Source organism: Acinetobacter celticus (assembly GCF_001707755.1).
Lineage (GTDB): Bacteria > Pseudomonadota > Gammaproteobacteria > Pseudomonadales > Moraxellaceae > Acinetobacter > Acinetobacter celticus.
Genome location: NZ_MBDL01000012.1, coordinates 76046 through 102295 on the forward strand (window position 1 = coordinate 76046; position 26250 = coordinate 102295).

Genomic DNA, 26250 nt, shown 5'->3' on the forward strand with positions numbered 1-26250 from the left:
TCTGCTTTACCTGTACCTGCCTATATTTCTGCGGTAGTGGAATTATTGTGGATCAGCTTGAGTTGTTTTCAACAAAGTTTGCAAGTTTGCAGCCTTTGGTTTCACTAGCCAGAACTTACGGCCGTAGAAATCGAACTCATTGCGGATCTTATACGCCCAAGCACTACCCGTTTCTTTAATATGCTCATCTAAAATGCGGCAAAGGAACGCTTTATGCTCTTCCATCGCTTCAGTCGAAATACGGTTTAATTCAATCAATTCATGATTGTAATGATCTACAAAGTCATTATCTAAATCAAGAACATATGCAAAACCGCCAGTCATACCTGCACCGAAGTTGTGACCTACTTTACCAAGAACCGTCACAATACCGCCAGTCATATATTCACAGCAATGGTCGCCTGCACCTTCAATGACTGCAAATGCGCCTGAGTTACGCACTGCAAAGCGCTCACCTGCTGTACCTGCAGCAAAAAGTTTACCGCCCGTTGCACCATACAAACAGGTGTTACCAATAATAGCCGTATTTTGCGTTTGGAATGGCGAACCTTTGGGTGGGAAAATAGAGATACGACCACCGGCCATCCCTTTACCTACATAGTCATTCGCATCGCCTTCAAGACTAATATGCAAACCACCAGCGTTCCACACGCCCAGTGACTGACCTGCAGTACCATTCAAATTCACTTTAACAGGGTGCGCTTCCATGCTGAGGTTGCCATAGCGTTTCGCAATTTCACCTGAAATACGCGCGCCAATGGAACGGTCACAATTACCAATGTTAAAGCTAAATTCACCCACTGTACCTGCTTCAATAGATGGAAGCATTTCTGCCACCATTTTTTCTGCAAGTAAGCCTTTATCAAATGGTGCATTGCCTTGAACTTGGCAATATTGCGCCTTGCCTTCAGCAGATGGATGCGATTCAAGTAATGGACTTAAATCAAGATGTCCATGCTTTTCAGTTTCACCTGGTAAGACTTCCAATAAATCCGTACGACCAATCAAGTCTTTTAAGCGAGAGACACCTAAAGCAGCCAACCATTCACGTGTTTCTTCCGCAATAAAGTGGAAGAAGTTAATCAGCATTTCTGGCTCGCCAATATAATGCTCTTGACGTAAATGATCTTGCTGAGTTGCTACACCGGTTGCACAATTATTTAAATGGCAAATACGTAGGTATTTACAGCCCAACGCGATCATTGGCGTTGAACCAAAACCAAAGCTTTCAGCACCTAAAATCGCTGCTTTTACAACATCTAAGCCCGTTTTCAAACCACCATCGGTCTGTACACGAACTTTACCACGCAAGTCATTCACACGAAGCGCTTGATGAGCCTCTGAAAGACCCAATTCCCATGGCGAACCTGCATGATGAATTGAAGACAGTGGAGAAGCCGCTGTACCGCCGTCATACCCTGAAATGGTAATAAAGTCGGCATACGCTTTCGCCACACCCGCAGCAATCGTACCCACGCCTGGCTCTGAAACAAGCTTAACTGAAACCATTGCCTGTGGGTTAACTTGTTTTAAATCAAATATTAACTGCGATAAATCTTCGATTGAGTAGATATCATGATGTGGCGGAGGCGAAATCAGCGTTACACCCGGTACAGAGTAACGTAAACGTGCAATTAAGCCGTTCACTTTACCACCCGGTAACTGTCCTCCCTCACCGGGTTTTGCACCTTGCGCGACTTTAATTTGCAGTACTTCTGCAGACATTAAATAGGCAGGTGTTACACCAAAACGGCCTGATGCAATTTGTTTGATTTTCGAGTTACGGATAGTGCCATAACGCGCTGGATCTTCACCACCTTCACCAGAGTTAGAACGGCCACCAATGGTATTCATTGCAATGGCAATAGCTTCATGTGCTTCAGGTGATAAAGCACCCAAAGACATCCCTGCAGAGTCAAAACGCGGTAGAATTTCCGCCACAGCTTCAACTTGCTCCAAGGCAATTGAATTGTCTGTTTTCAGTTTAAATAAATCACGAATGGTCGCGATTGGGCGGTGATTGACCAACTCGGCATATTCTTTGAAATCTGCATAGTTACCAGAACGAACCGCTTTATGTAATGAGTTAATTATATCAGGGTTAAATGCATGGTATTCCTTATCGAATACAAATTTCAGCATACCGCCCTGATCAATCGGCTTACGTGCTTTCCACGCATTTCCTGCCAATTGTTTCAGATCGTTCTCAAGATCTGCAAACGTTGCACCTTTAATACGGCTTGGCACACCTGTAAAGCATTTACCCACAACTTCTTCAGATAAACCCACCGCTTCGAACAACTGCCCACCACGGTAAGAGGCAACTGTTGAAATACCCATCTTCGATAGGACTTTCAACAAGCCTTTATCAATCCCTTTGCGGAAGTTTGCTTGTGCATGAATTGGGTCACCTAAAAGCTCACCTTTCGCAATCAAATCATTGATCACGTCATACGCCAAGTACGGATAAATCGCAGTTGCACCAAAACCAAGAATCACCGCAAACTGATGTGCATCACGTGCTAAACCAGTTTCAACAATGATATTGGCATCTGTACGCAAACCCGCTTGAATTAAATGATGATGGATTGCACCCGTCGCCATTAAGGCATTGGCTGGCAAGTAACCTTCGCGAATTTTACGGTCTGAAAGCACCAGTAATGTTTTACCATCACGAATCGCTTGTGCAGCTTCTTCACAAATACGCGCAATTGCAACTTCTAAACCTTCAGTTTCAACATAGTTCAAATCAATATCTGCAATTTCATACCCCTTACGACCAATGGTCCGGATTTGATGCATTTTAGAATTAGATAAAACTGGGCTAGAAACAATTAAACGGTCTGCGTGTTCAGGGCTTTGCTCAAAGACATTTTGCTCCCGACCAAAACATGTCTCTAAAGACATCACAATCGATTCACGCAATGGGTCGATGGGAGGATTGGTGACTTGTGCAAACTGCTGGCGGAAATAATCCGACACGTGACGGACTTGGCGTGATAACACCGCCATTGGCGTATCATCACCCATAGAACCCACTGCTTCTTGACCGCTTTCAGCGATTGGGCGAAGCAATTGATCACGCTCTTCAAAAGTCACCATAAACATTTTTTGTGCCGCTTTCAGGTCATCGCCTTTTAAGCCTTGATCACATAAATATTCTTCTAACTCTGGACTGCCTTGTACACGAACTGAATTTTCACGCAGCCATTGACGGTAAGGACGCATGTTTTTCAAGTGATTGCTGACATCTTTGGTATCAAGCATTTTACCCGTTAAAGTATCAATCACCAGTATTTGACCTGGGCCGACACGACCTTTAGAGATCACATCTTCTGGCTGATAACCCCATACACCAATTTCAGAGGCTAAAGTGATATAGCCATTTTTAGTAATCACCCAACGTGCTGGACGTAAACCATTACGGTCTAGCATACAAATTGCATGGCGACCATCTTGAATCACCAGACCTGCAGGGCCATCCCAAGCTTCCATATGCTTCGAGTTAAACTCATAGAATGCGCGTAAATCGGCATCTAAAGTTTCCACGTTCTGCCAAGCAGGTGGCACAAGCATACGTAGTGCACGGAACAAGTCCATACCACCGCCCACCAGTAACTCAAGCATGTTGTCCATACTGGATGAATCCGAACCTGTACGGTTTACAATCGGATTCAGCTTGGTAATACCTGGAAGTAATGGGTTTTCAAATTTTGGAGCACGTGCCATCGCCCAGTTACGGTTGGCAGTAATGGTATTAATTTCACCATTATGTGCAAGGTAACGAAATGGCTGTGCCAATGGCCAACGTGGTAAGGTATTGGTCGAGAAACGCTGATGGAACACCACAATATGTGACGTCAAACGCTCATCAGCCAAGTCCGTATAGAATTCTGCAATATATGCAGGCATCATCAAACCTTTATAACTGATCACAGTTGAACACAAGGTTGTTACATAAAAATAAGGGTCAGCCGTTAATTGCTCTTCTGCACGACGACGCGCCATAACCAATTTACGGTTGAATTCAACCTCGGTTACGCCCATTGGACAATTCACAATAATTTGTTCAAATGCAGGCAAAGACTGCATCGCAATTGAACCCAATGCATCGTTATTGGTTGGCACAACACGCCAGCCTAAAACCTTACAGCCTTCAGATTCAATTTCTTTGGTTAAAACTTGTTTTGAGTGCGCTGCAAGTGCTGGATCTAAATTCAGAAAAATAGTCCCGACAGCGAAAACCTCACTTAGCGTAATGTCGCTAATCTTTTTGGCTTCTTCACGGAAGAATTGCTTTGGCATTGCCAACAGCAAACCACATCCATCGCCTGTCATGCCATCCGCAGCAATACCGCCACGGTGAGTCATACAGCTTAGGCTATGAATAGCGGTCTTCAACAGATCATGGCTTGCATCACCCTGCATATGGGCAATTAAACCGAAACCACAGTTATCTTTAAACTCATCCGGTTGGTATAAACCTTGAGCGGGAGCTACAGTATTAGGCGATGGCATGTGCATAGCGTACCCTTCTTTTTTACACTGCTCTTTCGAGCCACTAACAATCTAATTTTTCATTGCGATTTAGCCCGAACCAACTCACATGAATTGTTCTACTAAGCCAAATTATTTCTTATTCATACCATCAAGATAAACTGAATTTATCTTTTATGCATGACCCTAAAGACATAATTTGCTTATTTTTCAGTTCAGGTCAGTATTACAGCTTGACTGCTTCGCACACTCATCGAATTATTTTTCGCTCCAAAATGGGAAGCTTAATTCAATTCATGCACCAATAAAGCAAACTTCATGCCAGCTTATTGCAACAAAAGTGAAAATGGTTAATTTCAAAGGGAATTAATGTAAAAAATAACTAAGGGGCCTTTATTTTTCAGCGCTAACGCACCAGAAAAGAGCATTTTAAAATCACCTCTTAATCCAATGCGCTATTTTAGATCCATTTAATTAAATGGATCTGTCACTTCTTGTTGCACAGGTGCTGTTTTTGGACGTACTGGTTGCTCTACAGAGCTTTGTGACTTTTGCACACCTACAACATTTCCATCGGCATCACGACGTGTCACTGTCGTAGAGGTTGTGCTTTCTTTCGGCACGACAGCTTGCTGCGCTTGAACTTTAATAGTGGCTATTTGCGCTTCATCCACTTGTGGCAATGGGGCCGTTTTTAATTTCACTGCATAGAGTTTTGCTTGCGTACTTAATTCATCTGAGCCTAGATCATTCACCAAAGGCTGATATTTCTCAATGCCAACCACAATGGGCTTAATTGAAGTGGGCAAAACGACATTTAAATCTGCCAAAGCATTTTTAGCTTCACCTGCATTTTTATACACGCCATAAAGCAAGACATACTGTTCTGGATGATCACCACCCGATAAACGTAAATATAGAAAACCTTTACGATCTGGCTGTTTTTTCAGAAAGCTTTTTAAAATCGCTTCATCTGTTACCCGAAATAATTCAATAGCATAGGATTTTTTCTGCTCATTAACAAACTTCGTACCTCGAAACTCAGCCTCATGTTGTGCAGTCATCACCACTCGTGTCGCCATATCCAAAGGCTTTACCTCATCTGATAATGCACCAAGATGGTTCATCGATGAGACTATTTCAGGCTGAATGTGTAATTCAACTTCAGTTTCGGCCTTTTTTTCGACTTCAACCACATCTTTAGAATCTGTGATTGCCCAAAACACCAAAGCAAAAAACAAACAGGCACCACCGAGCACAAGCCAAATATAATTTTGAATCTGTTGCCAATGTGTACGCAATGCCACGGTGATATTCCTTCTAAACTATTGCTGGTTTGCAAGAATTGCCTGATTCATCAATTCTGTATCAAATTCTTTGGTAATCACCGCTTGGCCCAGTTGTTTCATCAACACCAAACGAAGTTGGCCATTCAGCACTTTTTTATCGTGCGACATATAAGCCAAGAACTCATTGAGGGGAATTTTAGGACATACTATCGGTAAATTAGCGCGTAAAATGATTTTTTTTGTACGCTCCAAATCTGCTATAGACATCCATCCCATCCGCTGAGATAAATCGGCCGCCATGACCATCCCTGTAGCCACTGCCTCACCATGAAGCCAAACCCCGTAACCAAGATAAGATTCAATGGCGTGGCCAAAAGTGTGCCCCAAGTTCAAAAGCGCCCGTTCACCCTGTTCTTTTTCATCATTGGCGACAATTCTTGCTTTATGCGCACATGAACGGTAAACGGCCTCTGCCAACAATTCAGGATCACGCGCAACCAAACTATCCATATGCTCTTCAAGCCAAGCCAAGAACTCAATATCCCCTAAAAGAGCATATTTAATCACTTCAGCTAAACCTGCAGATAGCTCACGCTCAGGCAGCGTTTTTAATTGAGCCATATCTGCCAAGACCACTTGGGGCTGTTGAAATGCACCAATCATGTTCTTGCCTAAAGGATGATTGATTCCTGTTTTCCCACCGACACTCGAATCGACCTGAGAAAGCAAAGTTGTTGGCACTTGAATAAAATTGACACCACGCTGAAAACAGGCAGAGGCAAAACCTGCCATATCCCCAATCACACCACCACCCAATGCAAGAACAGTACAATCGCGATTAAAACTTGCTTCAAGCAATGCATCAAAAATTAAATTCAAATGCTCACTATTTTTAAATTTCTCACCATCAGGTAACACACAAACTGAAACACTTTTCCCCAATGTGCAGATGGCATCTTTATAATATGACAAATATAAGGGTGCAACTGTCGTATTGGTCACAATCATCACTTGCTGACCATGAATATAAGGTTTTAAAAGGGTTTGTGGATCCAAATCACTACCAATAAAAATGGGATAGCGGCGTTCACCGAGTTCAACGTGTAGGGTTTGCATGACTTTCCAGCTTATTCACTTAGAGACATTTTCAGAAACAATCAAATTTAAAATTTTTTGCGCCAAATCCCGAGCTGCCCCTTGATTTGTCTCAATAATATAATGCGCAACTTCCCGATAAAATGGATCACGTGCTTCCAATAAATCTTTTAATTTTTTTTCTGGATTTTCAACTTGTAATAAAGGACGGTTTTTGTCGCGGTAAGTTCGTTGGAGCTGAATTTCAACTGGCGTATAAAGATAAATAACAATACCTCGTTGTTTCAGAAATTCTCGATTCGGGGCTTGGGTGACGACACCACCACCTGTGGCTAAAACTAAGTTTTGGCGTGCTGTTAATTCATCAATAACAATCGTTTCACGACCACGAAACCCTTGTTCACCTTCTTTTTCAAAAATCCAAGGAATCGTTGCACCTGTTTTTCGCTCAATTTCATGATCGCTATCAAGAAACTCTCGCCCTAACAATTCGGCCAAATGTCGCCCAACGGTTGTTTTTCCTGCCCCCATCGGCCCTACCAAATAAATATTTGGTAGGGTTTCAAACTCTTTGCTTGGCAAGGAGTCACCTATTTGTTTTGCTAAATTCAAAATATATTAATGATTTCTAACAACACTGTCATTAACAATTCGTGGTGTAACAAAAATTAGCAACTCTGTTTGTGAACTTCTCTTAGAATTATTTTTAAATAAATTACCAACGACAGGTAAGTCACCTAAAAATGGTACTTTCTGATAATTATTTGTTTTTAAATCATCAAAAATCCCGCCCAAGACAATTGTTTCCCCGTCATTCACCAAAACATTGGTTTGTAATTCATTGGTATTAATTGAAGGACCATTATTGGTGTACTCGCCAATTGCATCTTTTTCAATTTTTAATGCCATCTGAACCTTACCATCAGGCGTAATACTAGGTGTAACCTCTAATCTAAGATTAGCTTCTTTAAATTCAGTCTTAATACCTTCATTTGCACTATAAGTTTGGTATGGAATTTCAACACCACGCAAAATATAGGCTTTTTGCTTATCACCCGTTAAAATTTTTGGTGCTGATAAAACCTCACCATGACCATCCGATTGCAAAGCAGTTAATTGTAAATCTAACATAAAGTCAGAAATTTTCAGTAAGCCAAAATTAAAAGTACCTGCTGTTGCAGTACCCAAATCTACACCTAAATCAAATTTCGGAGAAAAATCACCGCCCCACACATTTGAACCATTCGCCCCAGCTGAAAGACTTGGGTTATTACGTGTCAAACCCCAGTTAATACCAAGATCCCGAGAAAAATCTGTTTGTGCTGTAACAATACGTGCTTCAACCATCACTTGCTTAATGGCCACATCCAGCAAGTCAATCATTCGCCTAACTTTATCGATATTTTGTGCCGTATCATTAATAATGAGTGTATTTGTTCTTCCATCTGATACTGCACTGCCACGGGAACTAAGTAAACTTTCAAGTGCAAGTGAACTTGATCCTGCAGTTCTATTCGCTTCCGACCCTTTAGAGTCACGTGAATCTTCCAATAGTTTCAAAATATCGGCTGATTTTGCATAACTTAATTTTATATAATCTGTTTGTATCGGTGCCAATTTAATGCTTTGTGCAATTGCTTTAGCCTCATCATCTTCGGCTTTAATTAACTCAGCAACAGGTGCAATCCAAATCACATTACCACTGCGACGTTTGTCCAGATTTTTGGTTTTGAGCACAATATCTAAAGCTTGATCCCACGGTACATCTTTTAATCGAAGCGTAATATTACCCTGAACAGAATCAGCTGCTACCATATTAATTTCAGTAAAGTCAGCTAACAACTGTAAAACACGGCGGACTTCGATATCTTGAAAATCTAAAGAAATCTTTTTACCCGTATAACTATTGGATGCTTTCGGACGTGAAGGATTTTTATCTTCAGGACGTTTCAAACTGACCGTTAATTTATTGTCTGTTTGGTATGCCATATACTCGAAGTTGCCTGCTGACTGAATGGTAATAACACCATTACCACCATCGTTCTGTGCATCAACTGTAGAAACAGGGGTCGCAAAATCATTTACATTCAGACGACGAGCTAAATGTGTTGGCACTTTATTACCTAAGGTGCGGATCACAATTTTACTGCCTTGTTGTTGTACATCAACTGGGGTGTTAGAGCCCATTAGATCTACAACAATTTGACCTTCTCCATTCGAACCACGGTGGAAACCAATATTAGAAATACCCTGCACTTGTTTTTGAACAACAGGTTGCGTCACTTCATTAGAGGCTGCATTAATTTTTAAAATGAAGGTATTCCCTTCAACACGCGTCGTAAATGCCCCTGCATCTGTCAAATTCACTGTTAAGCGTGAGCGCTGTGCATCTGATGTAACATCAACTGAGCTTGCTTCATTCGTCGCAACAGGAATTGAACTTTGTTTTAACTTTTGATCAGCTTTATCAAAATCTAAAATTAAACGCGATGGCTGTTCAAGCTGATAGGCTTGAGGCTGAGGAGGCAAACCATTAAACATGACACGAATTTCAGTGCCCTGACCGGGGATCTGCATCGGTACAATATTAGTCATACTTACCTGAGCACTTGCAACTTGCATAACAGCCATTGCTACTGCGCCCATTGAAAATTGACGAAACACTTGATTCATTGAATTGCCATCCCCAAAAACAAAATCTTTAATACTATTTTTCATTTTTATTCCTTTCAGCTTAAGGTGTCGGTCCAATTAATATGAGACTTCTAGGACGCTCAACGTAACCTTCTCGCCCATCTGGAATAATCTCTATTACATCAATTTGTGTCGGTGTGATCTTCACAATACGACCGTGGTTTGACCCCATATAGTTACCCACCTGAACCCGTTCAATCTGACCATCAGGCGTTTGAATGAGCGCAACAATACCACCCGATTGGTTACGCATGCTGCCTTTAAAACTCAAGGTTTCAAGTGCGTAAGTTTCTAATGGTTGTTGCTGGCGAGTCAAATTCGGATAAACCCTCTTACCCGCCATAATTTTTAATTCTGAAGCCAAAGAGCTTGGTAAAAATGGGCTCTTTAACTGCTGTGCCGCATAAGTAAAGGATTCAACCGTTACAAAGTCAGGTGCAGGCTCAATAGGAATTGGCGCAGTATTTCGAATATTCGCCATTTCCTGATTCACATAATCAATTCGTGATTCACAACCCGCTAAAACTAAAGCTAACGCAACAAACATTGAAATTTTCTGAATTTTCATTAGTTTGTTCCTCCAGCTGGCGCACTCATCTCAGCATCTGTGGTGCCAATATATCGATAAGTTTTCGCTTTAAGACTATAGTTTACAGTTGGGACATCTGACTTTTTCTCACTACCACCTGCAGAAATATCAAAATCATGCAAAGTCACAATACGTGATAAACCAGCAATCCCACTCGCAAATGCACCAAAAGAATGATAATCACCTGTAGCATCAATTGCGATCGGTTGTTCGATGAAAAATTCTTGTTTCACTTCTGGTTCTAAACGAATATTTTTAAACTTCAGACCCGAATTAACCCCAGTTAAGTTCATATCTTCAACTAAACCAGGAATTTCTGTTTCTTTCGGCAATTGTTCCAATTGCTGATTAAAACGTGCTTGCATTTCCTGAAGTTGTACTTGATATTGCTGTAAATTACGGAGTTTTGAATCTTTTTCTCTAAATTCGTTCAGTAAATTTTGTTCCTGTGCATTGGCATTCGCAATAGCCTCTATTTTCCCTCGGATAACTCCAAAGTAGCCTGCAGCAATCACAAAAATGATAATAAATATCCAGCAAGTGATTTTGACCGACAATGGCCAACCACCATAATTATTGGTATCTAAGGTATTAAATTGTTGCAAGAACTTGTCAAAAGTCATTTTTTTCTTAGGGGTAACAACAGCTTCTTGATTTAATTCATCAAATTCGTCGCGACTCATTTTTTATCCCCCGCTGTATTTGCCCCTACTGCTACTTCAGAAGCAGCACCGACCTGATCTGCCAATGCAGGTTCTGGTATTGCATCTAAATCAGCTGTCACCGTAAATGTACCGTAGCTAGATTCTATACGTGGGACAACAGAACTCGGGCTTTGATCTTTTTTCTCTTCACCCGCCAAGAATGAGCTCATAAATGCATTACGATACCAAGCCGAGGCTTCAAGATTTCGCAGTAATTCTGCAACTGTATTTGGGCTCTCAGCTTTGCCTTCTAAAGTGAATTTATCACCTGAACGGCTAAACTTAGTGATGTACATCGTACTTGGTGTGACGCGAACCAGCTCATCAATTAAATGCACAGCAATCGGACGTTGACCTTGTAAACCCTGAATCAGCTTCATTCGTTCAATAATTGCATTACGCTGTTCTTGTAAACCTTCAAGTGATTTTAACTGAACATCTAAGCTTTGATTGGTACTCACAATAAGTTGATTGGCTTGTTCCTGATCTTGTAATTTATTATCAAAAAACAACCAAGTTAAACCTGTACCTAAAACCCCAACAAAGAATGCGCCAATGCAAATTGCAATAAATTCTTTTTTTCGTTTCTCTCTTAGCCCATCGCGCCAAGGGAGTAAATTAATCTTTGCCATTAATCAAAACTCCTCAATGCTAAACCACATGCTACTAGGAGCGATGAAGCGTCATTTTCAATTTTTTTAATATCAATTTGAGGTGAAAAACCCATTTGTAAAAATGGATTGGCAATTGTTACTCGGTATCCCAATTTCTGTTGCAATAGCTTCGCAAGGCCGGGAATATTCGCATTTCCACCAGCAAGCAAAATATGATCAATTTCGTTAAATTGCGAAGAAGAGAAAAAGAATTGTAGTGAACGAGCCGCCTGTTGTACAACAGCGTCTAAAAATGGCTCAAGCACTTCAATATCATAGTCATCTGGTAAAGCACGGGTTTTTTTAGCGCGTCCTGCTTCTTCAAAAGACAAACCATAACGGTTTTGAATTTCTTGAGTCAGCTGTTTACCGCCAAAAACCTGTTCACGGGTATAAATCACTTTATTGTTTTGCATGACAGATAATGTCGTCATACTGTGACCAATATCTAAAATACCGACCGTTTTAACACCCATTGGCAATGTGTCTGAAAATACTTTAAAAGCATTTTCTAAAGTAAAACTTTCTACATCTGCAACTTTAGGTGTCAAACCAGCAAGTTCTAGAACTTCAGAACGTGCTTCGACATTTTCGATCCGTGTTGCCACGAGCAACACATTGACACGATTAGGATTTGATAAGCGATCAGGAAGAACCTCAAAATCTAGGCTCGCCTCGTCTAACGGGAAAGGAATATATTGTTCCGCATCCATACGAATTTGAACTTCACGTTCTTCATTCGTCATATCAGCATCCATTTCAATAGTTTTTGAAATAACCAATGATGTTGGAATAGCCAGTGCAGCATTCGATGTTTGCGTATTCGCTAAATTAATCGCACGCTCTAATGAATCGCCCACTGCTTCAGGATTTAATATGTTTTTTTCAACAACGCTTCCTTCTGGCAAAGGGACTAAAGCATAGCTTTCCACCCAATACCGGCCACTTTTTACAGAAAGTTCCAAAACTTTAACAGAAGTCGAACTAATATCTACTCCCACTAACCCCTTACTTGGCTTACGATTGAACCTGAGCACAATATAATTCCTATTATTTTTTTATCCCCAATAAAAGTAACTCACTAATTAGTATTGGTCTATAATTTTGTGCAGATACAATATCTCATATAACATTCTGCACGGCTTAAGGATATACTGACCGCTAATTAGTTTGCCATTAGCTCTTATTAAAACTTACTTGTTATGAAAAAGCTATCTTGTTCAGGCCTTGTTCATCCATTTTTTTTGATCCTAATTATTATTTTAGTCTCAATTCCGATGGGTTTCTATGGCATGTATCTCTATATTGCCCCATCTTTGCCTGAAATGTCCACTTTAAAAAAGGCCCCGTTGTTAAAGCCTTTACAAGTGTACAGTTCAGATAATGAACTGATCGCAGAGTATGGTGGTAAGTTGTCCGTGCCGGTGGAATATAATCAAATTCCGCCTACCTTTATTCATGCCTTTTTAGCCGCTGAAGATTCATCTTTTTTTGAACATAGCGGTATTAGCTTTAAAGGCATTGGCCGTGCTGTCAGTGAAAGTATTACTGGCTCTGACGTGCAAACTGGTGGTTCCACCATTACCATGCAGGTGGCTAAAAACTACTATCTAAGCCCTGAGCGAACGTTAAAACGTAAACTCACTGAAATTTTTCTTGCGAGAAAAATAGAAGAAAATTTAACAAAAGAAGAAATCATGACGTTATACGTCAATAAAATCTTTTTAGGCAAAAATGCTTATGGCATTGCTGCTGCGGCTAAAATTTATTACAACAAAAATTTGGATGAATTAACCACAGCACAAATGGCGATGATTGCTGGCTTGCCAAAAGCACCATCTAAATACAACCCTGTTGCCAACCCGAAGCGCGCCTTAGAACGTCGCAACTGGATTGCAGGTCGGATGTTGCAATTGGGTTATATCAATCAAGCTGAATATGAAAAAGCTATTGCTGAACCAATTAGTTTAGATATGCCTGAACGCGGGGTGAGTAATCGTTTCCCCTATGTCGGTGAGATGGTGCGTTCAGAACTAGTAGAAACACTTGGTGAACAAGCCGTAGATTCAGGTTATAAGGTCTACACAACGATTGACAGTAAACGTCAGGCTTATGCCGAAGAAGCAGTACAAAATGGCTTAGAGGACTATGATCGTCGTCATGGTTGGCGTGGTGCCGAAGCGCATGATAAGCCATTGTCAGATTTCATGGCCTATGCCAACACATTCCCTGCACAAGTCATTAAAGTAGGCACATCTACTTTTGATGCTTTGATGCAAGATGGAACAACGGTCACAGTTCCTTGGTCAGGTATGTCATGGGCGCGTCCCTATCGCAATGCCAATAGTGTAGGAAATGCGCCGAGTACAGCCTCTCAAATTATTAAAGTTAAAGATATTATTCGACTACGTCCAAATGAGGGCAAAAGCTCTTGGTCTTTGGTACAAATTCCTAAAGCACAAGGTCAACTCATTGCGTTAAACCCGAACAACGGTGCGATTGAAGCCATTTCGGGTGGTTATAATTTCCATCAATCGAAATTTAACCGTGCATTACAAGGGTGGCGTCAGCCAGGGTCTACCATTAAACCGTTCGTTTATGCTTTAGCACTAGAACGCGGTATGACTCCTTTTAGCATGGTGAATGACAGCCCAATCACTATTGGAAAATGGTCACCACGCAATTCTGATGGTCGCTATTTGGGAATGATTCCATTACGTCGTGCGCTATATTTATCGCGAAATACTGTTTCTGTACGTTTATTACAAATGGTTGGTATTGAACGTACACGTCAATTGTTTATGGATTTTGGCTTACAAGAAAATCAGATTCCGCGTAACTACACCATTGCGCTCGGCACACCACAAGTCTTACCTGTACAAATGGCAACGGGTTATTCGACTTTTGCCAATGGCGGTTATCGAATTCAACCCCATTTTATTAACCGTATTGAAGATGCTTACGGCAAAGTCATTTATCAATCCAACCCGGACTATGCTTGTATTCCATGTATTAATGAGAAAGAGCAATTGGTCGATACGACAGAACCGACAACACCAGATGATGAGGCATTCCAAGTCAATAATGCACCTGAAGTCGATCAAGCAATCATTGATACAACAAATTACCGTCAAGCAACGCGTATTTTGAAATCAAGCTCAGCTTTTGATATGGCCAATATTCTTCGGGATGTTATTCAGCATGGTACAGGTCGTGCGGCCTTAAGAATTGGCCGTAATGATATTGGTGGTAAAACAGGGACCACGAATGATGCAAAAGATGCATGGTTTGCTGGCTTTAATGGCAAATTAGTAGCAATTGCATGGGTTGGTTTTGACCAACCCTCTACATTGGGGCGTCGTGAATACGGCGGTGTCGCGGCATTGCCAGTATGGACCAACTTTATGGGCAATGCCTTAAAAGGTACACCCGATGCTTGGGTTCAACTGGACACCAATGCCAAAGCACCAGTGAATCGCAATCAAGTCGTTGTTCAAGATCAAACCGATGATAAAGTCACTGATCATGCTTCTCCTCCTCTTGCGCAACCGCTGTATCGTCCAGCACCAACACCAGTAGTCAGCCGTCCAACACAAAATGATTTTGATGATTTGCCGGGTGAAGAAATTTTAGTACCAAATAGTACGACACCGCCTGCAATGAAAAATCGTCCAGCACCCGCCATGCCTAAACCACATTCGGATGCAATGGAAAACCTTATAGAACAAGTGCAATAATTGACATCCTCACCGCCCTGAAAGGACGGTGATTCCTACTGCTAGACGCTTATGCCCAAGCGCAAGTATGTTTTTAGAGGAAGTTAAATCTCGTTGATTTACACTTCCACACTCACATTTCCATACTCTTATTCGCAAACCTGCTCTACCTTTCGGACTGTTGTTTGACACTCTCAAACAACTCGAACAGGTTTGGGTTGTGAATCTTTCATTAACTTCCTCAAACATTACCCCTGCGTTCTCGCATTTATACTTGAGCATTGTTTTTAGTGCTGAAAATCCTGTATCTAAAACAGATTTTGCCATTTTAGTCTTTACAAGCTTCTGAGCACTCAGATCACCAACAACTATCAGTGCATTGTTCTTCACAAGCATAGTGCTTGCTTTATGCAAATGGTCTTTACGACAATTCGCAATTTTGGCGTGTAATGCACGTACACGATTTTTATTTTTTGCCCGTTGAGCAATACCTAATTTCTGTTCATATTTCCGATAGAATTTAGGATTTGAAATCACAGTACCATCTGAACAGGTGGCAATGTCTTTTAAACCCAGATCAATACCAATAGCTTGTATTGCAGTCGGCTTATCCTGTTGAGGGGAATCCACAACCAGACACACGTACCAACGACCGCGACTATCTTCTACGAATGAGCCTGTCTTAACGCTGTATTGAGTTAAGCCGTAGCTATCCCACAACTTGAATTGATGCTTGCCATACTAGACATATCCATTCGCATATTTGATTGCCACTTTCTTGAAGGGTATCCATCCAAGTGATTTTTTTGCTGACTTCTTGTTACTCACACGCCATCTGAGTTTTGCTTTTTTAAATTGCTTTCTACGTGTCACCAGTTCTTCTGTAACAGCTTGAATTGTTTGGCTGTGTAGATTGCATTCTTTTGATGTGCCTTTGGTGTACTTGGCAATATCATAAGCACTTAAAAACTCACCTTTTCTTTTAAGGTGCTTAAAACACAAATCATTGACATAATTCCAGACAAAGTTCACCTCAGATGCTAATTGATCTAGCACCTTGCAATGTTTGTCTTTTATACGTAATTTAAGTGTTTTCATGTGCTTATATTAACAAAATAAATTTAGCATGAATGGAAACTTCCGTCAGGAAGCGACGAAGCATGTCGCATGGCTTCCGCCAGTCGCTTACATCCTTGGGCTGAACCTAAAGGTTTTACACTCCAACTGATAAAAAATTCCTCACTTTGAGGGATTTTTTATTCCTGAGACTGAGCTTATTTTTTTTGAAAAATAAACAGTTGGAACTGTGCATTTAGTGCATATCGTTCTTTTGCTTCTAAATCGTTTCGGCGTTCAGCCTTGGCTTTATATGCATAAGGTGTCATCGCAATCAGATGCTTTAATTCCTGTTGCGACAGTAACATTGGTGCAGCAATGACGTGCTCTTCCAATAATTCAAAAGCATCTTCCAATTGATGTACAAATTTATGCGGATCATGCGCCTGAACCTCTTCAAATAAAGCTTCACGCATGGCATATAAATGTTGTGGTGCTGGCGTCACTACCATCAAGTAAGCCTTGGGCTTGAGTACACGCAAAATTTCTTCTTTTGGAATAGGACTAAACAAGCTGCTACATAAATCAATCGATTGATCCATAACGGGTAAGGTTGCACCCGTCCCCACCACCCAAGTCACCTCTTTGTTTAACTTCGCTGCCACTTGTACTGCATTTTTAGCAATGTCTACACCAATACACTGCATAACCTCACTTTGCATTGCATCGGTGTAATAGCCTTCGCCACACCCAATATCGAGCAGGTGTTCAATATGCAACGCTTTAATTTTTTCGACGACAGCCTGTTGCAAAGGCGCATAATGACCTGCGCTTAAAAATGCACGGCGTGCTTGTACAGATTCAGGTGTATCTCCTGGATTTTTACTGTGCTTATGCTGTACCACATGTAAATTGACGTAACCCTGCTTTGCCACATCATAACTATGATTATTTTCACAGCGCCATGTTTTATCCGTCAGCTCTAATTGCTTACGGCAAACTGGACACATCAGCAGATTCATCATTTTCTCCAAAGCCTTTCAGGCATAAAAAAAGCCGGCAAATGCCGACTTTTCACATTTCATTCGCTTAACGCAATTTTAAGGTCATTAGACCTAAAACTACCAGCATAATTGTAATAATCCAGAAACGGATCACGACTTGGGTTTCACGCCAGCCTTTTTTCTCATAATGATGATGCAATGGTGCCATCAAGAACACCCGCTTATTGCGCATGCGTAATGAACCAATTTGCAGAAAGACTGAAATTGCTTCTACGACAAAAACACCGCCCATAATCGCAAAAACAATTTCCTGACGAACCATGACTGCAATTGTACCCAACATTGCACCCAGTGATAATGCACCCACATCTCCCATAAATATTTGGGCGGGATGTGCGTTATACCAAAGGAAGGCCAAGCCAGCGCCAATCATGGCAGCACAAATCACCACCAATTCAGAGGCATATTTCACATACGGAATATGTAAATAATCCGCAAAGCGAGTATCACCGGCCAAGTAAGCAAATACACCCAGACCTGCCGCCACAAGTACAATTGGCATAATCGCCAAACCATCTAAACCATCGGTTAGGTTGACGGCATTGGATGCACCGTTAATAACTAAATAAGTAAAAATAATGAAGCCAATCCCCAAAGGAATAGCAGATAACGGAATACTGATTTCTTTAAAGAATGGAATCAGTACGTCTAACATATCCGCCGTTTGTGTCGGGCTGACTTGTTGCTTCGCAATGACATAGAGCGCAATACCTGCGCCCAATGAGCCCACAGAAGTCCAAAAGAATTTTTTCTTTGCAGGTAGACCCGCATTGTCTTTATAACGAACTTTAATCCAATCATCGGCCCAACCCACAGCACCAAAAATCACCATGACTGCCAAGACAATCCAAACATAAGGATTCGACAAATCTGCCCAAAGCAAAGTCGAAATACCAATGGAAAGTAGAATTAAAATCCCCCCCATTGTCGGAGTACCCATTTTTTTGGCATGGTTTTCTGGTGCAAATGAGCTGACTGCTTGGCCATATTTTAAGGCCTGTAGTTTACGAATCATGACCGGACCAAGTACCAAACCAATGGTCAGTGCGGTCAATACGCTTAACAGTGAGCGCAATGTTAAATAACGAACCACTTGGAACGAGCTGTGATAGCCCGCAAGCTGTTCAAATAACCATAACAACATTTAGAGTTTCTCCATCAAGTCAGCCATCAATGTTTCCATGTGGGTATAACGCGAACCTTTAAACAGAAAACTCATGGACTGAGGCTGATGTGTTTCGACAAGACTGAATAAAAAAGGCAGTGCTTGTTCTTGGGTTAAAAATGCCTGTAATTTTTTGCCATATTGCGTACTGCGTGCGCCTTCCTGCATGGCAGGAGCAAATTCACCAACAGCAACCACAAAATGAATACCATTAACAGAGACTAAGTCGCGACCCAACATATAATGTTGCTGTGCTGCTGTCGCGCCAAGCTCACCAATATCACCCACCACCATGACCTTAATACCCGTCTGCTGTGCCAAAACTTCAGCTGCCGCTCGCATAGATGTTGGGTTAGCGTTATAGGTATCATCAATAAACAAATGCTGCTTATCTGAAATAAAGTTTAAACGACCTTTGGCACCTGTGGCATTTTCCAGACCAATAACAATATCATCTAAGCCAATACCAATAGAAAGTGCAAAAGCCACAGCGGCCGTCGCATTTTCTACATTATGCGCGCCAGCAAATGGCAAATTGATATGACGCACGCCGTGTGGGGTATGTAGGTCAAAACTAGCCGACTGTGCCTGTAATTGGATCTCAGAAGCAAAAACATCGCCTCCTTGACCAAAACTCATAACTTTTTCAGTTTGCACAGCACCACGAATTACATCACTAAAATCATCGACTATAGGTACAATGGAAGTGCCTGATTTTGCAATATGTGCATAAATTTCAGATTTTGCACGGCAAATCCCATCACGACCACCGAACTCACCCAAATGTGCCGTACCAATATTTAAAATACCTGCAACCTGTGGTTGCACTAAATTTGAGGTGTAATCAATTTCACCTTGATGGCTTGCACCCAGCTCCATCACTGCATATTGATGCTCTGGACGTAATTCCAAAAGCATCATTGGCACACCTAAATCATTATTCAAATTACCACGGGTGATGAGAGTTGGTGCCAAACGTGACAAAATACTGCCCAACATTTCTTTAGTGGTGGTTTTCCCACTACTGCCCGTCAATGCCATCACTTTTAATTGTGGGTTCTGCGCACGGCGATAAGCGCCCAAATGCCCCAGAGCCAAACGTGTGTCTTCGACTACCAACTGGCAAATATCCACATCGACAGGATGACTCACAATAGCAACTTCACAGCCATTACTGGCCACTTGTACAATAAAGTCATGCGCATCAAAACGCTCACCCTTGAGCGCAAGAAAAGCATCACCTTGTTCTGCATGGCGCGAATCAGTCAAAATACGTTTGATTGGCCCTTCTGGCACTTTTGCATAATGCCAATGACCTTGTGTGGCCTGAGCCAATTGCAATGCTGTCCACGGCTCTAAAGTAACGGTACTGGTTGTTGAGGTATGCATATTTTTTCCTATTGCGCTGGATATGCTGCATTTGTTTGATAGTGCTGTGAATTAATTGCAGATTGCACTTCTACCACGTCATCAAACCAATGACGTACACCATCTATTTCTTGATAATTTTCATGGCCTTTACCTGCAATCACCACAATATCACCGTCCTTGGCATTGGCTACAGCAAATTTAATGGCTTCACGACGATCATGAATTTCATGCATTGTGTGCTGATCAAAATCAATACCGGCTTTCATATCGGCAAAAATTTGTTCAGGATTTTCCGTCCGCGGGTTATCCGACGTTATTAACGCAATATTGGCATAGTCTAAAGCCGCTTGTGTCATCAATGGACGCTTGCCACGATCACGGTCACCCCCGCAACCAAATACCGCCCATAAGTCATTCGTCACATGGCGTTTCAGGGTCTGAAGCACTTGAATTAAAGCATCTGGGGTATGTGCATAATCAACAATAAATAAGCGTTCATCATCACGTAATACCTGCATACGGCCCGGTGCACCCTGAAGTTTTGGCACGACCGCGATTAAATCTGCCAAAGCAAAACCTGCTTGCTCTACGGCAATTAAACTTGCCACAATATTTTCAATATTGAAGTGCCCCAACAACGGACTGTGCACTTCAAAACACCCCTTTGCCGTCAATAATTTAAAAGATGCGCCACTTAAACTATAGAGAATATCTTGAACCTGATAGTCAGCAACTTGCGTGGTGGAATACGTTAAAATTTGAGGTTGGGCAGGATTATGTTGCGCTGCATCAAGCATCACGTGAGCATGTGCATCATCTATATTAATAATCGCAACTTTGAGCGATTCAAACTTAAACAAACCAGATTTTGCTTCGGCATAAGCCTCTAAGGTTTTGTGATAGTCCAAATGATCACGACTTAAATTACTATAGGCCGCAATTTCAATTGCGCAGCCATTCAAACGACCTTGTTCTAAACCATGTGAACTGGCTTCAATTGAAGCAAATTCTGCACCTTGTAAGGCATAGTCGTGCAAGGCATTTTGCATATGCAACGCATCTAGCGTGGTATGTGACGATGCCTCTAAATTGGGCAAGATGCCATTTCCCGTGGTTCCCATGACGGCACATTTTTTGCCTTGTAGCATTAACAATTCGGCAATTAAGCGTGAAATCGTGGTCTTGCCATTGGTGCCTGTTACCGCAATCATTCGCGCAGGTGAAATAGGCTGTACTGCTTGTAAATATTGCTTTTGCCACTGTCCCATTAACTGGCGGGCATTTGCGACGGTAAAACTGTTTTCAAGAGCTAAGTCGGTTTCAGAAATGACCGCTAAAGCCCCTTGATCTAAAGCCATTTGGGCAAATTGTGCAGTTTTTTCAGGTTGTGAAAATGAAGTCAGGGCAATAAAAATTTGCCCTGTAGTCACTTTTCGACTATCCAGATTGAACCCACTAAAGGACTGTGTCATCCATATCGCAGGTTCATTGACGGTGTAGAGATCTTGAAATGTAATGGACATTCATCACCTATTTACTGGATTGAGGAGTATCTAAAGGTTTATCTAAAGGCACGTTCATTAGGCGCAAAGACTCTTGCATGACACGCGCAAAAACAGGTGCTGAAACAGTCCCACCAAAATAACTGCCTTTTGGGTTTTCGACCACAACCACCATAGCAATACGTGGATTACTGACTGGTGCAACACCAGCAAATAAAGCACGATATTCGGTGGTTGAATAGCCTTTGCGGTCTGGGCGTAATTTATGTGCTGTACCTGTTTTACCACCAACCCGATAACCTGAAATATTAGCACGAGTCGCAGTACCGCCAGGCATGGCAGCAGATTCCATCATTGCCAGCACTTGATCTGCAATGACTGGGCTAATCATCTGTTCGCCTTTCGGCTGTTCTTCTAGTTTGTACAGACTCAAAGGCATTTTCAGGCCTTTATTGGCCAGCATGGCGTAGGCATCTGACATTTGTAAAACCGTTGCATTCAAACCATAACCATAGGCCATAGTCGCAACTTCAGACACGTTCCATTTGCTTTTTGGCAAAATTAAACCAGCACTTTCACCCGGAAATTTCACCGCAGAACGCTGACCAAAACCTAAGCGCTGATAAAACGTTGGTAAAGTTGCATAAGGTAAAGATAAAGCAATTTTTGCCACACCCACGTTAGAGGATTTTTGAATAATTCCACCTAGCGTTAAAGCACCATAATTATGGGTGTCGCGAATAGTATGATTACCAACGCGCATAGAACCCGGCGAGGTATTCACCACACTATTGGGCATATATTTACCGCTTTCCAATGCCATCGCAACGGTCAGTGGTTTCATGGTTGACCCTGGCTCGAACGAGTCCACGGCGCCACGGTTACGCATCGCATCTTTATTATTCAAGCTACTTTTATCATTTGGATTGTATGACGGCCAGCTGTTCATCGCTAAAATTTCACCCGTCTTTACATCTACCGCAATGGCCGTCGCTGAACGCGCATTATTGGCCACACCTGCTGCAGTCAATTCACGGTACATAATGTACTGCAAACGCGAATCGATACTGAGTGTAATATTTTCACCCGGCTCAACTTCTTTCACCACTTCTGGGTCTTTAACACGATTGCCTTTTTTATCGCGAACAATCTGTTGTTCGCCATCAATACCTGCAAGACGCTGATTCAGTTGCATCTCCAAACCTTCAACCCCTACTCCTTCACTATTGGTCAAACCAATAATTTGTGAATTGGGCTGTGGCTGTGGATAGTAGCGTTTATAGTTCTTTTCCAGATAAACGCCCTGAAAATCACGCTTCATAATGAGTTCAGCTTGCTGTGGTGGCACTTCTTTTTGTAATATCAAATAACGAGAGCGTGGTCGCTCGCTCATTTTTTTACGCAGTTCTGCTCGGTCTATGCCGACAGCATCGGCAATTTCATCCAGATTCAAGTTTTTATCGGGTAACTGGCGCTTCAGTTTGCGGTTATTCGGGTCTTTCCTCAGTTCCGCAGTAATCTCTTCGTATAACTGTTTATTGTCAAAATAATCACGCGGATCAATTACCACTTTCATGACTGGCGTACTAATCGCCAATGGCACGCCATGACGATCATAAATAACGCCACGCATGGCTTTAATTTTTTCAGTTCTTAAAATTTTGGCATTGGCTTTATTTTGCAAAAAGTCTTTATTGATGACTTGCACATAAAACGCACGACCGACCAAGGCAAGAAAACACAGTAGCACTACACCCCACATGAGATAAAAACGCCACATCTCTACGCTAATGACATTTTTACCTGTCACTGCCTGCTGTTTTTTCCGCACTGTTTGCTTAATTCTTTTCTCAACCATGGTACAGCTAGCCTTATTTTTTCTCTTCTGAAGTCTGAGGTAAAGATATAACCACTGTTTGTGCAACTGGTGGTGAATACATCCGAAGCTGCGTCACAGCACGTGTACCAATTTGTGCTGTCGCGCCAAAGGTTTGTTGCTCAATCAGCAAACGCCCCCATTCAGCGTTCAAGTCATCTCGTTCACGTAAATAAGTACTGAGTTTGCGATAGTCTTGGCGATATTCAAAGACCTGAAAGACCACAACCACAGCACTTATAAACACCAATGCCAGTAAAATGGCATAAGTCACCGATTTCTTCAGCTTTAAATTGTCAGATACTTTTGCTATTGCTTCAGTTTTCATTATTCGCCTTTTAAGCTAAACGTTCAGCCACACGAAGCCATGCACTGCGTGAACGCGGATTGGCTTTAACTTCTTCTTCGCTGGCACGAATACGGGCTATTTTTTTCAAACGGCGGGTATCTTCCCGTTCTTGAGGCATGCCCCAACCTGTGTCTTCGGCCAAAGTTGATTCTTTTTGAATAAACTGTTTAATCAATCGGTCTTCCAATGAATGGAAACTAATCACCGCTAAGGTTGCTTCTGGCTTTAGTACAGCTACCGCTTGAGGTAGGAACGCTTCAATATCATCTAATTCTTTATTGATGGCAATACGAATCGCCTGAAAAGTCCGCGTTGCTGCGTGTTTATTTTTTTCCCACTTTGGATGTGCCACTTTCACAATTTCAGCCAATTGTGCAGTGGTATCAATATATCCTGCATTTTTAATGGCTTTGGCAATGCGGCGGCTATAACGCTCTTCACCATATTTAAAAATCACATTCGCCAAATCTTCTTCTTTAATATTCACCAACCATTCCGCTGCCGTTGGCCCTTGCGAGTTATCCATTCGCATATCCAAAGGGCCATCTTTCATAAAACTAAAACCACGCTCTGCCTGATCTAACTGAGGTGAAGACACCCCTAAGTCAGCCATGACACCATCAACCACCTCTATACCACGTGCCTGTAATTCCTGTTGCATGTCTGCAAAACTGGCATGAATAATAATAAAGCGAGGGTCTTCTTGCGCCAATGCAGCCGCTGTTTCTAGTGCTTGCGGGTCTTTATCAAAGGCATAAACACGTGAATTTGCATCTAATTTAGACAATAACAAACGGGTGTGTCCCCCGCGTCCAAAAGTGCCATCCACATAAATTCCTGTATTACGCCCAGCAAGCAAGGCATCAACGGTTTCGTGAAGTAATACAGAAATATGCGACATATATAATTTTCAAGACAGTCAAAAAGTAACTGCACATTATTACCTTGTTTTAACAAAGCTCCAAACGTCTTTTTGTAGGAAAATATTACTTTTCATGGGGAAAACCGTTTTTGAGATTTTCATATTGAAATTAATGCTGATTTTATTGTCATTCTAACTATTTTTTTAAATAAAAATGATTTTAATCGAATCCCAAGTTATGCATGGCATCCTGCCAAATGTCATACGTGCGATGCCACAACATCTGGTGAAATAATATTTTTCACTCAATCCAATGCAAAAAAAAACAAGCGCAATATCATTTTGAGTAATACAAAGCACTTATCCTGTAATCAAAACACCTAATCAAGCACTCATAAAAAAGCCAATCAAGGTGATTGGCTTTTGGGACAGCTAGAATTAACGTTTTGAATTATAAATTTGGTCGAAAGTTGCACCATTCACAAAATGGGCTTGTTGTGCTTTGGCCCAACCACCAAAGACTTCATCAATAGTAAACGTTTTCAATGGTGGAAATTGCGCTTTATATTTAGCTAGAACTTCAGCATTGCGCGGACGGTAGAAATGTTTCGCTGCCATTTCTTGGCCCAATGGAGAATATAGATAATTGATATAACCTGTCGCTAACCATTTATTGCCATTTTTCTCGACTGTTTTATCCACTATAGCCACAGAAGGCTCGGTCAAAATTGAAATAGATGGATAAACAATATCAAATTTGCCTTTACCCAAGGTTTTTTGAGTCACCAGTGCTTCATTTTCCCAAGTGAGTAAGACATCACCAATACCACGTTCTGCAAACGTAGTCATAGATGCGCGTGCCGCCGAGTCCATTACTTTCACGTTGTGATACATCTTGCCCACAAAATCTTTGGCTTTAGCATCATTACCACCGGGTTGTTTTAACGCATAGCCCCAAGCAGAGAGATAGACCCAACGTGGTAGTCCCCCCGTTTTTGGGTTTGGCGTAATAATTTGCACGCCGGGCTTGGTTAAATCTGACCAATCTTTAATATTTTTAGGATTGCCTTTACGCACCATAAAGACAATGGTTGAGGTATAAGGCGCAGAGTTATATGGAAACTCTTTTTGCCAACCCGGCTGAATCTGACCCGATTTAACAATCTCATCAATGTCATTGGCCAAAGCCAAAGTCACCACATCCCCTTTTAGCCCATCAACCACAGAACGGGCTTGTTTACCTGAGCCACCATGCGACTGTTTAAAATTGACCGTTTTACCTGTGCGATCTTTCCAATAACCACCAAAAGACTTGTTGAATTCATCGTAAAATTCACGTGTTGCATCATAAGACACATTTAAAAATTCACGGTCAGCTGCTTGAGCCGTGGTTGCGGTCATTGCAACACCAGTGCAAAGCAAAGCAACGCTAAGCCAAACTTTTAATTGATTTTTCATAGGAGTACTAAAAATTTATCTTTAATAGCGCTAAATATATGGAATAAAACCATTCACATCAATGCGCCAGAATCACCTCTCATCTTCTCAAATGGACGTATTTTGGGGCTTAATTCTTTGTTTTAATGAATAAAACTGACAATACACTTTATTTATCTTCTATATATACCTTTTTTATCTTTCTATATCTAAAAAAACGAATAATCCTAAATTATTTGCTTCATTGATTAGGTGGAAAATCGATTTACTGCTTCATTTTTCTCACTATAAATCTGATCAAAAATCCCTCTGTTAACCAAATATTTTTTGT

Annotated in this window: 18 protein-coding genes and 1 pseudogene; 1 reads left to right on the top strand and 18 read right to left on the bottom strand. The window is 41.5% G+C overall.

Annotation, left to right across the window (positions count from 1 at the left end):
- Positions 1-42 precede the first annotated feature (42 nt).
- The 9 genes from gltB to BBP83_RS12850 form a co-directional block, all read right to left on the bottom strand.
- The gene (gene gltB, locus BBP83_RS12810) at positions 43-4518 is read right to left on the bottom strand and encodes a glutamate synthase large subunit (RefSeq protein ID WP_171258105.1); all 4476 of its coding nucleotides are present in this window, start codon (positions 4516-4518) and stop codon (positions 43-45) included.
- 449 nt (positions 4519-4967) lie between these two features.
- Complete coding sequence (locus BBP83_RS12815) at positions 4968-5810, bottom strand: hypothetical protein (RefSeq protein ID WP_171258108.1); 843 nt, start codon at positions 5808-5810, stop codon at positions 4968-4970.
- Between the two features lie 12 nt (positions 5811-5822).
- Positions 5823-6902 carry a 3-dehydroquinate synthase gene (aroB, locus tag BBP83_RS12820; protein ID WP_068889184.1) on the bottom strand — a complete coding sequence of 360 codons (1080 nt, stop codon included), beginning with the start codon at positions 6900-6902 and terminating at the stop codon, positions 5823-5825.
- Positions 6903-6917: 15 nt separating this feature from the next.
- Complete coding sequence (gene aroK / locus BBP83_RS15540) at positions 6918-7463, bottom strand: shikimate kinase AroK (RefSeq protein WP_068889186.1); 546 nt, start codon at positions 7461-7463, stop codon at positions 6918-6920.
- A 36-nt stretch (positions 7464-7499) separates the two neighbouring features.
- Positions 7500-9599: a type IV pilus secretin PilQ gene (locus BBP83_RS12830; RefSeq protein ID WP_068889187.1), complete on the bottom strand. Its 2100-nt coding sequence runs from the start codon at positions 9597-9599 to the stop codon at positions 7500-7502.
- 16 nt (positions 9600-9615) lie between these two features.
- A complete protein-coding gene (locus BBP83_RS12835; protein WP_068889189.1) occupies positions 9616-10143 on the bottom strand; it encodes a pilus assembly protein PilP in 528 nt (175 codons plus the stop codon).
- Positions 10143-10847, bottom strand: a complete 705-nt coding sequence (locus BBP83_RS12840; RefSeq protein WP_068889191.1) for a type IV pilus inner membrane component PilO — start codon at positions 10845-10847, stop codon at positions 10143-10145. Before BBP83_RS12840 ends, BBP83_RS12835 begins: the two co-directional genes overlap by 1 nt.
- Positions 10844-11500 carry a PilN domain-containing protein gene (locus BBP83_RS12845; RefSeq protein ID WP_068889193.1) on the bottom strand — a complete coding sequence of 219 codons (657 nt, stop codon included), beginning with the start codon at positions 11498-11500 and terminating at the stop codon, positions 10844-10846. The genes BBP83_RS12840 and BBP83_RS12845 overlap by 4 nt, the downstream gene beginning before the upstream one ends.
- Positions 11500-12558: a pilus assembly protein PilM gene (locus BBP83_RS12850; protein ID WP_068889195.1), complete on the bottom strand. Its 1059-nt coding sequence runs from the start codon at positions 12556-12558 to the stop codon at positions 11500-11502. Before BBP83_RS12850 ends, BBP83_RS12845 begins: the two co-directional genes overlap by 1 nt.
- Before the next feature lie 165 nt (positions 12559-12723).
- Between BBP83_RS12850 and ponA the strand changes: the two genes are divergently transcribed.
- Complete coding sequence (gene ponA / locus BBP83_RS12855) at positions 12724-15258, top strand: penicillin-binding protein PBP1a (protein ID WP_068889197.1); 2535 nt, start codon at positions 12724-12726, stop codon at positions 15256-15258.
- 9 nt (positions 15259-15267) lie between these two features.
- On the opposite strand, the pseudogene BBP83_RS12860 reads toward ponA, so the two are convergent.
- The 9 genes and pseudogenes from BBP83_RS12860 to BBP83_RS12900 form a co-directional block, all read right to left on the bottom strand.
- Positions 15268-16335: pseudogene (locus tag BBP83_RS12860) on the bottom strand (RNA-guided endonuclease InsQ/TnpB family protein).
- A gap of 176 nt (positions 16336-16511) precedes the next feature.
- On the bottom strand, positions 16512-17315 hold the full coding sequence (locus BBP83_RS12865; protein ID WP_068889199.1) for a putative RNA methyltransferase: 804 nt from the start codon (positions 17313-17315) through the stop codon (positions 16512-16514).
- A 67-nt stretch (positions 17316-17382) separates the two neighbouring features.
- On the bottom strand, positions 17383-18501 hold the full coding sequence (gene mraY / locus BBP83_RS12870; protein ID WP_068889201.1) for a phospho-N-acetylmuramoyl-pentapeptide-transferase: 1119 nt from the start codon (positions 18499-18501) through the stop codon (positions 17383-17385).
- Complete coding sequence (locus BBP83_RS12875; RefSeq protein WP_068889203.1) at positions 18502-19911, bottom strand: UDP-N-acetylmuramoyl-tripeptide--D-alanyl-D-alanine ligase; 1410 nt, start codon at positions 19909-19911, stop codon at positions 18502-18504.
- A gap of 8 nt (positions 19912-19919) precedes the next feature.
- A complete protein-coding gene (locus tag BBP83_RS12880) occupies positions 19920-21416 on the bottom strand; it encodes a UDP-N-acetylmuramoyl-L-alanyl-D-glutamate--2,6-diaminopimelate ligase (protein WP_068889205.1) in 1497 nt (498 codons plus the stop codon).
- A gap of 7 nt (positions 21417-21423) precedes the next feature.
- The gene (gene ftsI / locus BBP83_RS12885; RefSeq protein WP_068889207.1) at positions 21424-23253 is read right to left on the bottom strand and encodes a penicillin-binding protein PBP3; all 1830 of its coding nucleotides are present in this window, start codon (positions 23251-23253) and stop codon (positions 21424-21426) included.
- 13 nt (positions 23254-23266) lie between these two features.
- Positions 23267-23599 (bottom strand): cell division protein FtsL, encoded by a 333-nt coding sequence (ftsL, locus tag BBP83_RS12890; protein WP_068889209.1) that lies wholly within the window; start codon positions 23597-23599, stop codon positions 23267-23269.
- Between the two features lie 10 nt (positions 23600-23609).
- A complete protein-coding gene (gene rsmH, locus BBP83_RS12895) occupies positions 23610-24521 on the bottom strand; it encodes a 16S rRNA (cytosine(1402)-N(4))-methyltransferase RsmH (protein WP_068889211.1) in 912 nt (303 codons plus the stop codon).
- A 399-nt stretch (positions 24522-24920) separates the two neighbouring features.
- The gene (locus BBP83_RS12900) at positions 24921-25940 is read right to left on the bottom strand and encodes a sulfate ABC transporter substrate-binding protein (protein WP_068889213.1); all 1020 of its coding nucleotides are present in this window, start codon (positions 25938-25940) and stop codon (positions 24921-24923) included.
- Positions 25941-26250 lie beyond the last annotated feature (310 nt).